This is a genomic window from Crossiella sp. NPDC003009 (assembly GCF_053591555.1).
Genome location: NZ_JBSFUA010000035.1, coordinates 79,273 through 90,370, shown reverse-complemented (window position 1 = coordinate 90,370; position 11,098 = coordinate 79,273). Strand labels below are relative to the sequence as shown.

The 11,098-nt window shown below is 72.3% G+C and carries 10 protein-coding genes; 7 read left to right on the top strand and 3 right to left on the bottom strand.

The genetic code is table 11. The features are described from left to right. Positions 1-176 precede the first annotated feature (176 nt). Both argG and otsB read left to right on the top strand, forming a co-directional pair. Positions 177-1,625: an argininosuccinate synthase gene (gene argG, locus ACWDY5_RS29525; RefSeq protein ID WP_449725415.1), complete on the top strand. Its 1,449-nt coding sequence runs from the start codon at positions 177-179 to the stop codon at positions 1,623-1,625. Between the two features lie 295 nt (positions 1,626-1,920). Next, the gene (gene otsB, locus ACWDY5_RS29520; RefSeq protein ID WP_449725417.1) at positions 1,921-4,464 is read left to right on the top strand and encodes a trehalose-phosphatase; all 2,544 of its coding nucleotides are present in this window, start codon (positions 1,921-1,923) and stop codon (positions 4,462-4,464) included. Positions 4,465-4,763: 299 nt separating this feature from the next. On the opposite strand, the gene ACWDY5_RS29515 is transcribed toward otsB, so the two are convergent. Further along, positions 4,764-5,639, bottom strand: a complete 876-nt coding sequence (locus tag ACWDY5_RS29515; RefSeq protein ID WP_449725416.1) for an SGNH/GDSL hydrolase family protein — start codon at positions 5,637-5,639, stop codon at positions 4,764-4,766. Between the two features lie 68 nt (positions 5,640-5,707). Here ACWDY5_RS29515 and ACWDY5_RS29510 point away from each other — a divergent pair, with 68 nt between their 5' ends. The 3 genes from ACWDY5_RS29510 to ACWDY5_RS29500 all read left to right on the top strand — a co-directional run bounded on the left by ACWDY5_RS29510 (position 5,708) and on the right by ACWDY5_RS29500 (position 9,192). Beyond that, on the top strand, positions 5,708-5,836 hold the full coding sequence (locus tag ACWDY5_RS29510; RefSeq protein WP_449725414.1) for a hypothetical protein: 129 nt from the start codon (positions 5,708-5,710) through the stop codon (positions 5,834-5,836). A 94-nt stretch (positions 5,837-5,930) separates the two neighbouring features. Continuing rightward, entirely contained in the window at positions 5,931-6,314 is a 384-nt protein-coding gene (locus ACWDY5_RS29505) for a hypothetical protein (RefSeq protein ID WP_449725413.1), read from the top strand. Positions 6,315-6,369: 55 nt separating this feature from the next. After that, positions 6,370-9,192 carry a helix-turn-helix transcriptional regulator gene (locus tag ACWDY5_RS29500; RefSeq protein WP_449725412.1) on the top strand — a complete coding sequence of 941 codons (2,823 nt, stop codon included), beginning with the start codon at positions 6,370-6,372 and terminating at the stop codon, positions 9,190-9,192. On the opposite strand, the gene ACWDY5_RS29495 is transcribed toward ACWDY5_RS29500, so the two are convergent. Further along, on the bottom strand, positions 9,189-9,875 hold the full coding sequence (locus ACWDY5_RS29495; protein WP_449725411.1) for a TetR/AcrR family transcriptional regulator: 687 nt from the start codon (positions 9,873-9,875) through the stop codon (positions 9,189-9,191). The genes ACWDY5_RS29500 and ACWDY5_RS29495 overlap by 4 nt on opposite strands. A 26-nt stretch (positions 9,876-9,901) precedes the next feature. After that, a complete protein-coding gene (locus ACWDY5_RS29490; RefSeq protein ID WP_449725410.1) occupies positions 9,902-10,324 on the bottom strand; it encodes a hypothetical protein in 423 nt (140 codons plus the stop codon). Between the two features lie 166 nt (positions 10,325-10,490). On the opposite strand from ACWDY5_RS29490, the gene ACWDY5_RS29485 reads away from it, so the two are divergent. Next, complete coding sequence (locus ACWDY5_RS29485; protein ID WP_449725409.1) at positions 10,491-10,856, top strand: hypothetical protein; 366 nt, start codon at positions 10,491-10,493, stop codon at positions 10,854-10,856. 2 nt (positions 10,857-10,858) lie between these two features. Further along, positions 10,859-11,029, top strand: a complete 171-nt coding sequence (locus ACWDY5_RS29480; RefSeq protein ID WP_449725408.1) for a hypothetical protein — start codon at positions 10,859-10,861, stop codon at positions 11,027-11,029. The last annotated feature ends 69 nt before the right edge of the window (positions 11,030-11,098 follow it).

Below are 11,098 nucleotides of genomic sequence, written 5' to 3'. Positions count from 1 at the left end.
CCGCCGGAACGGCCACGTACAACCCGGTACGAGGCCGTTGCGGCGGCACCGCCAGGAACGACCTGGACTCCGGCGCTCACGCACGAGATCCACAGGACGCGGGCCACGTCACCCGAAGACTGCCGGTTCAACCTCACACTTGCATAGTCATACAGAGGCATGCATATACTTCACTCGTGTCCAAGGTGCTTACCTCACTGCCTGTCGGAGAACGTGTCGGGATCGCCTTCTCCGGCGGCCTCGACACGTCGGTTGCTGTCGCGTGGATGCGTGACAAGGGCGCCGTGCCGTGCGCCTATACCGCTGACATCGGCCAAGCCGACGAACCCGACATCGACTCCGTACCTGGGCGGGCCACCGCCTACGGCGCCGAGGTCGCCCGGCTGGTCGACTGCAAGGCGGCCCTGGTTGAGGAGGGGTTCGCGGCGCTGGCCTGCGGGGCCTTCCACATCCGCTCCGGTGGCCGCACCTACTTCAACACCACCCCGCTCGGCCGCGCCGTGACCGGCACCCTGCTGGTCCGCGCGATGCTCGAGGACGACGTGCAGATCTGGGGCGACGGCTCCACCTTCAAGGGCAACGACATCGAGCGGTTCTACCGGTACGGGCTGCTCGCCAACCCCTCCCTGCGGATCTACAAGCCGTGGCTGGACGCCGACTTCGTCACCGAGCTCGGCGGCCGCAAGGAGATGTCGGAGTGGCTGCTCAGCCACGACCTGCCCTACCGGGACAGCACCGAGAAGGCCTACTCCACCGACGCCAACATCTGGGGCGCCACGCACGAGGCCAAGCAGCTGGAGCACCTGGACACCGGCATCGAGATCGTCGAGCCGATCATGGGGGTGAAGTTCTGGGACCCCGAGGTGCACATCCTCACCGAGGACGTCACCATCGGCTTCCAGCAGGGCCGGCCGGTCTCGATCAACGGCAAGGAGTTTCCCAGCCCGGTTGACCTGGTGCTGGAGGCCAACGCCATCGGCGGCAGGCACGGCATCGGCATGTCCGACCAGATCGAGAACCGGATCATCGAGGCCAAGAGCCGCGGCATCTACGAGGCCCCCGGCATGGCGCTGCTGCACGCCGCCTACGAGCGGCTGGTCAACGCCATCCACAACGAGGACACGCTGGCCAGCTACCACACCGAGGGCCGCAAGCTGGGCAGGCTGCTCTACGAGGGCCGCTGGCTGGACCCGCAGTCGCTGATGATCCGCGAGGCGCTGCAGCGCTGGGTCGGCAACGCGGTCACCGGCGAGGTCACCCTGCGCCTGCGGCGCGGCGAGGACTTCTCCGTGCTGGACACCGCGGGCCCCTGGTTCAGCTACCACCCGGACAAGCTGTCCATGGAGCGCACCGAGGACTCCGCGTTCGGCCCGGTGGACCGGATCGGCCAGCTCACCATGCGCAACCTGGACATCGCCGACTCCCGCGCCCGGCTGGAGCAGTACGCCGGACTGGGCATGGTCGGCAGCACGCACCCGGCGCTGCTCGGCGTCCAGCAGGTGCCGCCGACCGAGCTGGTCGGCGACATGCCCGAGGGCGGCGCGGAGGCCATCGCCTCCCGTGGCATGGCCGAGGGCGACGACGAGCTGCTCGACTTCGCCGCGATCGAGTCCGGCGCGGACTAGTCACTAGTCCCACACTTGAGCCCCGGTCGCGGAAATCGCGGCCGGGCTCAGTCGTGGGAACGGGCTTTCCCAGTTCCGGAGAGCGAACCGGAACTCCTATCCGCAGTAGTGCGGGGGCGGCGCATGAACGCCTTCGAAACTAGCCAGAATCCGGTGCGGCCCCGCGTTAGTGTCGCCGCCTGCGACACGGGGTCGCGGCCGTGGTGAAGGAGTTCCCGTGGGTCAGTTCAGCGACGCCGGGGTGGCCCGCACGTCGAGTCCGCCGGTGGCGGCGCCCGCCGCCGAGCTGACCGTGGTGCCCGAGCGCACCGCGGCCGCCGCGCTGCCCGCCGAGCTGCGCCGAGCGGTCGTGCAGCTGGCCCGCACGCCAAGACTGCTCATCGCCTGCGACTACGACGGGACCCTGGCCCCGATCGTCGCCGATCCCGAGCGTGCCCGGCCGCTGCCGGAGTCGGTGAACGCGCTGCGGTCGCTGGCCGCCCTGCCCGCCACCACGATCGCGGTCATCTCCGGGCGCGCCCTGCGCGACCTGGCCACCCTGTCCCGCCTGCCGGCCGAGGTCCACCTGGTGGGCTCGCACGGCTCGGAGTTCGACGTCGGCTTCGTGCACCAGCTCGCCCCCGCCGCCAAGGACCGCCTCACCAGGGTCCGGCGCGCGCTGGAAGCCCTGACCGCGAACACCCCCGGCGTGCACCTGGAGTTCAAGCCCGCCTCGGTCGCCGTGCACATCCGCCGCGCCGACCCCGAGGTCGGCGAACGCGTCTTCGCCGCCGTCCGGCAGGGCCCCTGCACCTGGCCGGAAATCCAGGTCACCGAAGGCAAAGCGGTCATCGAGCTCGCGGTGATCCGCACCGACAAGGGCCACGCCCTGGACGTGCTCCGGCACCAGGTGGCCGCCTCGGCCGCGTTCTTCATCGGCGACGACGTCACCGACGAGAAGGCCTTCCAGGCCCTGGCCGGACCGGACCTGGGCATCAAGGTCGGTGACGGGCAGACCGCGGCGGAGTACCGCCTCCCGGACACCCCCGAGGTCGCGCTGGTGCTGGCCTTCCTGTTGGAGGAACGGCGGAACTGGCTCTACGGCGAGCAGGCCGTGCCCATCGAACGCCTCACCATGCTGGCCAACGAACGTTCGGTCGCCCTGGTCGCCCCGGACGCCCGGCTGACCTGGTTGTGCCACCCGGAACCCGACTCGGCCGCGGTGTTCGCCGACCTCTTGGGTGGGCCGTCCGCGGGCCACTTCTCCATCAAGCCTGAGCGCAACGGCCTGCCCCTCGGTCAGCGCTACGTGCCCGGCACCATGACGGTGGAAACGCGCTGGTCCAAGCTGCTGGTCACCGACTACCTGGACCACTACGCCCCGCCCCAGCGCACCGACCTGATCCGGGTGATCTCCGGCGACACCACCGCGCTGGTCACCTTCGCGCCGCGGCCGGAGTTCGGCCAGGTCCCGGTGTCCCTGGTGGCCGAACCCGGTGGCCTGCGCGTGCTGGGCACCACCGACCCGATCGTGCTGCGTTCCCCGGGCGTCGACTGGGAGATCGTCTCCGACGGCCGGCACGACACCGCCCAGGCCCTGGTCACGGTCCGCCCGGACGCCCCGGTGGTGCTGGAACTGCGTTGCGGCACCAGCGATCTGACCGCCGCCGCGCCCGAAGCCGAGCGCCGGGCCCGCGCCGACGCCTACTGGACCGAGTGGCTCGCCGCCCTGAACCTGCCCCGCACCCAGCGCGACCTGGTGGCCCGCTCCGCGCTCACCCTGCGCGGCCTCCAGCACGGCGAAACCGGCGCCTTCCTGGCCGCGGCCACCTCCTCGCTGCCGGAGGAGATCGGCGGCGTGCGCAACTGGGACTACCGCTACTGCTGGGTCCGCGACGCCGCTCTCTCCGCGCAAGCGTTGGTATCACTGGGATCCCTCACCGAGGCCGAGTCCTACCTGAACTGGGTGCACCGGGTGCTGGCCACCCTGACCGGCCCGGAACGCCTGCACCCGCTCTACACCCTGCACGGCACCACCCTCGGCCCGGAAGCGGTGCTGGACACCCTGCCCGGCTACGCGGGCTCCCGCCCCGTTCGCGTCGGAAACCTGGCCAACCAACAGGTCCAGCTCGACGTCTTCGGCCCGGTCGTGGACCTGGTGCAGAAGCTCAGCGACGCCAGGGGCAAACTCACCGACGACGACTGGCGCATGGTCGAAGCCATGGCCGAAGCCGTCACCCGCCGCTGGCACGAACCCGACCACGGCATCTGGGAGGAACGCGCCGCGCCCCGGCACCGCGTGTACTCCAAGGTCATGTGCTGGGTCACCCTGGACCGCGCGATCGCGCTGGGGGAGACCTACGGCCGCGACCTCGATCCCAGCTGGATCCCGTTGCGGGACACCATTGCCGCTGATGTGCTGGAGCACGGCTGGAACGAGGAGGTCCAGTCCTTCACCACCGCCTACGACGGCACCGACCTGGACGCCGCGACCCTCCACATTGGACTCTCGGGACTGATTGATCCCACGGATGACCGGTTCCAGGCCACGGTCACCGCGACCGAGGCGGAACTCCGGTCGGGTGTGACGGTATACCGCTACCACCGCGATGACGGCCTGCCCGGCTCGGAGGGCGGCTGGCACCTGTGCGCGGCCTGGATGATCGAGGCGTACCTGCTCACCGGCCGCCGGACGGAGGCCGAGGAGCTGTTCCAGCAGATGGTGGACTGTGCCGGGCCGACCGGGCTGCTGCCGGAGGAGTACGACCCGGTGGCCGAGCGCTCGCTGGGCAACCACCCGCAGGCGTACTCGCACCTCGGTCTGATCCGCTGCGCCCAGCTGCTCGACATGCTGGGCTAGCTGATCGCCACCGCGCGCGGTCCAGGCCGAGGCGGATGGAAAAGGCCGCCGCTGCCTGAATCTCCAGCGGGAGGCAGATCCGGGAGTGTTCACCAGGGATCTGCCTCCCACCGGAACCAGGTGTTTGGCCGGCCCCTGCTGCCGGCCAAGCACCTTGCCCACAAGCTAGGACGCGCGGCGACGAGGGGAAAGTCCGCTGCCTGGAAGAACCTCAGTTCCTGCCCCGCGAACCAGGAAAAACCTGAATGGGGTTCAACCTGTATTGGTGCGGTCGCAATGCGTGCGGATCGGGTGCGAAATCAGTGTTCGGCGAACTCGGTCAGCACCGGCCGTTTCGGCGGCACGCCCGCGCCCATCGAGATCCCGCGCAGCTGCCGCACCACGAACGGCGCCAGGTGCGACCCGGCCCAGCGCAGGTCGGCGTAGAGCCGCTGCCCCCTGGACGGCTCCGGCACCCCGGGCAGCGGCGCTCGCCAGTCCTCGGTCACCGGCAGGCCGAGCGCCTCGGCGGTGCGCAGCGCGACCCTGCGGTGCCCCTCGGCGGCCAGGTGCACCCGGTCGGGGCACCAGTAGCGCCAGTCGGTGGTCCACGCGCGGAAAGCCCACAGGTCCACCAGCAGGCAGTCGTGGCGGGCGGCGATGGCGTGCACGTGCGCGGTGTAGACGGCGATCTTGCCCCTGATCCGGCGCAGCAGGGAGCCCTGGTGCGGGTCGTAGCCGGTGAACACCAGCACCTGGCTGCCCGCTGCGCGCAGGTCGGCCACCACGTCCTCGAAGGCCGCGGCCACCTGGTCGGGATCGCTGCCGGGGCGGAGCAGGTCGTTGCCGCCGCCGTTGACCGTGACCAGCGCGGGCCCCGCGGCCACCGCCACCGGCACCTGCTCGGCGTGGATCTCGCCGATCAGCTTGCCGCGCACCGCCAGGTTGGCGTACCGGGTGCCCGGCTCGGCCTCGGCCAGCATCGCGGCCAGCCGGTCGGCCCAGCCCCGGTACCGGGCGTCCGGACCTGGCTGGCAGGGCCTGCTGCCGGGGGCCGGATCGCACATGCCCTCAGTGAAGCTGTCCCCGATGGCGACCCAACTGTCCCAGCGCATCGCGCGTTCCCCCTGTCCCCTCGGCCCGGTTTGTCGAGACAACATCATCCGCTGTGCGGCCAGCCGCATCTCGCGGACCATCGGTTTCACCCGATGGTGCTCTGTCCGGTGGTCCGCGCCCGGCACTACTCTGCCCTGGTCCGGTGATCGTGGGGAGGCGAAGTCCGGTGCTCGGCTGGCTGTACAGCGTGCCGTTGTGGGCATTGGCCATCGGTGGGGTCGTGCACTGGCGGCGCACCCGGGACGAACCGCTGTACGCGGAGGACGAAGAGACCTGAGCACAGGCGCTCCCGGGTGGACTTCCGGGCAAGTCTGGAGGTCCGTCGGTACAGGTTGGGCCCGCGGCGCCCACGTTTGCGGGACGCTGGGCCCATGACCTGTTCACCCGCGGTCCACCCGCTGCTGGGCGTCCTGACCGGACCACCCGACGGCGACGGCGTGCTCAGCTGGCGGCTGGTCATCGACGCGCGGGCCTGGCCCAGCGTGGACACCATCACCAAACGCAGCCTCGGCCGGGCCACCGCGGTGCTCGGCGAGCTGGCGCTGGCCGCGGGCGCGGAGTTCTTCGTCCTCCGCTGCGCCGACGTCGAGGTGAGCGGCCTGCGCCGGGGCGACCCGCCGGTGATCAGCGGACCGGTGGAGCTGGCCATTGTGGTCACCCCGATCGGCCCGGCCACTGCCCGGTTCGAGGTGCGCGCCCGGTCCGGCAAGCCGATGGCGGTGGCGTTGTTGCGTGCGCGCGCATCGTCTCGGTGATCGTTGGACCTCACCGCACTTCTGGTAAACCGTCCTCGGGGGAAAAGGGGACGAGATGCCATTGGTGGGCAGGGACAGCCAGCTACGGCAGTTGACCCGGCTGCTCGACGACCTGCCGGGGGGACGGCTGAGCGTCGCGGAGGTCGTCGGCGAGCCTGGGCTGGGTAAGACCAGGCTGCTGGAGGAGCTGCGCGAGCGCGCGGACGGCGTGCTGCTGGGCTGGGGCCGGGGCGTGGAGTTCGAGCCGCGGCCCGCCTTCGGCATGTTCGTGGAGGCGCTGGACCCGCTGCTGGCCGACCACCCGCTGCCCGCCGCGCTGCGTGCCCGGCTGGCCTCGGTGTTCCCGGCCTGCGCCGGGCGGGCGGCCGACGGGCTTGGCCTGGACGCCGAACGCTTCCAGCTGCACCGCGCGGTGATCAGGGCGCTGGAGCTGCTGGCCGAGCACCGCCCGCTGGTGCTGGTGCTCGACGACGTGCACTGGTGCGACCCGGCCTCGGCCGAGCTGCTCGCCCAGCTGCTGCGGCACCGCCCGCGCAGGCCGATCCTGCTGATCACCGCCTACCGGCCGCGGCAGCTGCCCAGCGCGGTGGCCGCGGTGCTCACCCGCGCGGTCCCGGCGGGCAGCAGCCGCCGGATCGAGCTGGGACCGCTGGACCTGACCGAGGCCACACGACTGCTCGGGCCCGCGGTCGGCGGACTGCGGGCGGCCGCACTGCACCAGGCCAGCGGCGGAAACCCGTTGTACCTCCAAGCATTGGCCCGCGCGCCGGAGTCCGCGCTGCACCCGCACCAGCTGGCCGAGCAGGTCCCGGCGCCGGCGAAGTCCGCGCTGCTGGCCGAGTTCACCCGGCTGCCGGAGCAGGTCCGGCTGGTGGCCAAGGCGGCCGCGGTGATCGGCGAGCCGATCGAACCGGAGCTGGTGGCCGCCGCGGCCGGCATCGGCTTACCGGAGACGCTGGCCGCCGCGCAGCAGCTGGTGGCCGCGGACCTGTTGCGCGCCAACGAACCCGACCGTTCGGTGACCTTCCGGCACCCGCTGCTGCGGGCCGCGGTGTACGAGTCGGCCAGCCCGCTGTGGCAGGCCACCGCGCACCGCAGGGTGGCCGAGCTGCTGCGCGCCCGCGGCGCCCCGGCCACCCAGCTGGCCCCGCACCTGGCCCGCTGCGGCAAGGTCGGCGACAGCTCCGCCATCCAGGTGCTCACCACCGCGGCGGAGAACCTCCAGCTGCACGCCCCGGCCGCGGCGGCCAGCCTGCACCGGGCCGCGCTGCGGCTGACCACCGCCGACGCCGGGGTGGACCGGCTGCGCCTGCAACTCGGTTACGCCACCAGCATCGCGCTGACCGGCAACGTCGAGGAGGCGCTGAGCGTGCTGCACGACATCCTCGCGCACACCCCCGGCGACGACGACCTCCGGCAGACCGCGGTCGGCCGCTGCGCGCTGCTGCACCGCTGGCGCGGCCAGCTCGCCGACTCCGACACCCTGGTGCGCCGCGAGCTGGACCGGGCCCCGATGACCGACACCCCGGCAGGGGCGGTGCTGTGGCTGACCAGGGGCCTGATCGAGTTCCGCCGCGGCGGCTACAAGTCCGCGCTGGCCGCCACCCGGCTGGCCTGGGCCGCCGCGATCTGGTGCCGGGACCCCTCGCTGCAGATCGCCGCCCGCGCGATGGCGGTGCTGTTCGCCCCGCCCGACGGCGGCGACGAGGCGATCGCGAACCTGGACATGGCCGCCACCGCGCTGGACCAGCTGCCGGATGAACAGGTGCTGCCGCTGTGGAACACGCTGATGTGGGTGGCCATGGCCGAGCAGAGCCACGACCGGCACACCGACGCGCTGCGCCACCTCGACCGCGGCCTGCACCTGGCCCGCCAGCGGCACCAGCACCTGCTGCTCTCGGAGTTCCTCACCCCGCGCGCGGTTTCCCTTGCCGCACTGGGCAAACTGCCCGAGGCGGCGACCACCGCGCGGGACGCGATCGAGGCGGCCAGGCTGGTCGGCGCGCTGCCGCCCTACCTGATCGGGCTGACCGCGCTGCTGACCACCGCGCGCTGGCGCGGCCAGATCGAGACCGCGCTGGCCGAGTCCGAGGACGTGCACCCCGGCGCCTACGACAGCGACTTCCAGCTCGGCGCCTGGGTGCTGTTCAGCCGCACCGCCGCCCGGTTCGCGCTGGGCGAGCCGGTGGACTTCCGCGCCGAGGTCGAGGCACTCGGCGGCCCCGAGCTGCCCGGCCTGCTGCACGCCTACCGGCCCGAGCACTACGAGACCCTGACCGAGGCCGCACTGGCCCGCGGCGCGCTGACCGAAGCGGGGGAGTGGGCCGAGCGCGCGAGCCGGGTCGCGGACCGGAACCGCCCGCGCGGCTGGGGTTTCGCCCACCTGGCCCGCGCCCGCATGCAGCTCGCCGCCGCCGACGGAGCCGCGGCCGCGCGCACCGCGACCACCGCCGCCCGCGGCTTCCACAGCGCAGGCGACGTGGTGCAGACGGGCAGGGCGCGCCTGCTGGCCGGACTCGGCTGGGACGCCGCGGGCGATCGCGAACAAGCCCTGGCCGAGCTGGACCGGGCCGCCGCGCTGTTCACCGGCTCCGGCGCGGAACTGCTGCTGAAGGAGACCACCCGCCACCAGCGCCGCCTGGGCCGCCGCTGCGCGCCACCGGGCCCGGGACCGGCGCACAGCGCGCCCGGGGCGCTGACCCGCCGGGAGTCCGAGGTGGCCGCGCTGGCCGGGGAAGGCTTGACCAACAAGGCGATCGCCACCCGGCTGTTCCTCTCCGAGCGCACCGTGGAGACCCACCTGGCCCGGGTCTACCGCAAGCTCGGCGTGCCCCGCCGCTCAGCGCTCGTGGCGCACCTGCACCGCAGCGTCGGCTAGAGACCGATGGTGCCGGCGAGTCCGGCGATGTGCGCGCGGAGGAAGGCTTCCGGGTCGGTGACCGTGTCCCGCGCGTACTGGCCGAAGGTGTCGAACAGGATCGCGCCGACGATCGCCGACCACAGCCCGTAGACCCTGGCCACGTTGCCGACGGGCATGGTCAGACCGTGGTCGTGGCGCAGTTTCTCCATGTCCGCGCGGACGCTCTTGGTCAGCGGGGCCGTCACCGCGGTCAGCTTGCCCGTCCGCCAGGCGTCCTCGGCCAGCATGGCGATCGCGTACACCAGCCGGGTGCCCGGTCGCATGGTCTGCTCGCCGGGAGCCGCGTAGCCGGGCACCGGTGTGCCGTAGAGCAGGGCGAACCTGGACGGCTCCCTGGCCGCCCAGGCGTGCGCGGCGAGCACCGCGGCCTCCAGGCGGTTGCGGTGCGACCGGCGCGCGGCGGCGGCCAGCGCCGCGTCCACCTCATCGCCGAGCTCGTTGTAGGCGTCCACGATCAGCAGCGTGATCAGTGCCTCGCGGTCGCGCACGTAGCGGTAGAGCGCGGAGGGCACCACGCCGAGGTCCCTTGCCACGGCCCGCAGGGACAACTCGGCAGGCAGCACCGAGGTCAGGTGCTCGCGCCCCACGCGCACGATGTCCCGCATCATGTGCTCGCGCGCCGACTGCCGTGGAGTGACCATGAGCCGACCATATCCGGCGTTTCGGCTCAGGCCGCGCGCGGTGCGGTGGTGTCGGCCCGGACCACCCGCCAGGACTCCCAGCCGCGGCAGAGCACGTAGGCGAGGATCGTGGACAGGGAGACGAATGCGTCGGCGATGGTGGACTGGAAGCCCTCCGTGGTGTGGATGACGGAGATGGCGACCACCGTCGAGGCCACCTTGTGGAAGATCACCAGCTCCCAGATCGCCGGCGCCAGGCGCGGGCGGAAGGCGAGCATCGCCCACATCGCGCTGAAGACGAAGTAGCCGAAGGTACGCCACCCCTCCACCATGAACCGGTCGTCATCAGCCGCCGCCATCAGGAAGAACCCGTTGACGAACACCGCGACGGTGATCACGGCGTTGAAGCCCATCAGGCCGCGGCCGACGTGGTCCCGAAGACGGGAAGGCTGCTGGGCGGTGCCGGTCATGGTGGTTGTCCTCTCGGAGCGCTGGCCAAAAACGAGAACACTGTTCTCTGTCGAGGGAGAGTGTGTCCCAGTGCTCCGGCCTGCGTCAAGAACGGTGTTCTCGAAAGTGACTGATGTTCTCGGTTTGCCGGCCAGCCTTGGCCACAGGACGGCGAACGGGAACGGGATGACACAGGTGCTGGCCACGGATGCGGCGGCGGACGGGATGGCTGGGCGGGTGCCGTCCTGGGCGCGCTGGGCGGCGCATGCCGTCGCGCTGACCGCCGTGCCCTCGGGGCTGTGGCGGGTCGCGATGGCCGCTGATGTCCCGGTCGGCTTCAGCGAGGCCGGCATGCGCGCGGGCGACATCCCCGGCTGGGGCTCGGTGTGGCCGATCCTGCTGAGCCCGCTGGTGGAAGGGCTGGCGCTGCTCACCCTCGGGCTGGTGCGGCCGTGGGGCGAGGTGCTGCCGCGCTGGATCCCGATGCTGGGCGGCAGACCGGTCCCGCCGCTCGCCGCCGTCATCCCGCGGCACTGGGCGCGGTCACGCTGATCGTGATCACCGTCAGCGGCGCGGTCGCCTGGAGCATCGACCCGAGCATGGGCAACCCGGACATGCCGCGCGGCGCCGCGGCGACCGTGATGGGCCTCTGCTACGCGCCGCTGCTGCGGTGGGGACCGCTGCTGGCCGCCGTCACCGTGCACCACCACCGTCGCCGATCGTGATAGCTCGACCCAGGCCGTGCCGGCAAAGCCCCGCCCGCGGTAGCCGCGCCGCCAGCAGCCAAACCGATC

What these genes read in the sequence shown, in the direction of transcription:
- ACWDY5_RS29515 (WP_449725416.1), bottom strand. Translation starts at nt 5,639, where the DNA reads ATGGTCCGCGAGATGCGGCTGGCCGCACAGCGGATGATGTTGTCTCGA.
- ACWDY5_RS29485 (WP_449725409.1), top strand. Translation starts at nt 10,491, where the DNA reads ATGACACAGGTGCTGGCCACGGATGCGGCGGCGGACGGGATGGCTGGG.
- ACWDY5_RS29490 (WP_449725410.1), bottom strand. Translation starts at nt 10,324, where the DNA reads ATGACCGGCACCGCCCAGCAGCCTTCCCGTCTTCGGGACCACGTCGGC.
- ACWDY5_RS29495 (WP_449725411.1), bottom strand. Translation starts at nt 9,875, where the DNA reads ATGGTCACTCCACGGCAGTCGGCGCGCGAGCACATGATGCGGGACATC.
- ACWDY5_RS29505 (WP_449725413.1), top strand. Translation starts at nt 5,931, where the DNA reads ATGACCTGTTCACCCGCGGTCCACCCGCTGCTGGGCGTCCTGACCGGA.
- ACWDY5_RS29500 (WP_449725412.1), top strand. Translation starts at nt 6,370, where the DNA reads ATGCCATTGGTGGGCAGGGACAGCCAGCTACGGCAGTTGACCCGGCTG.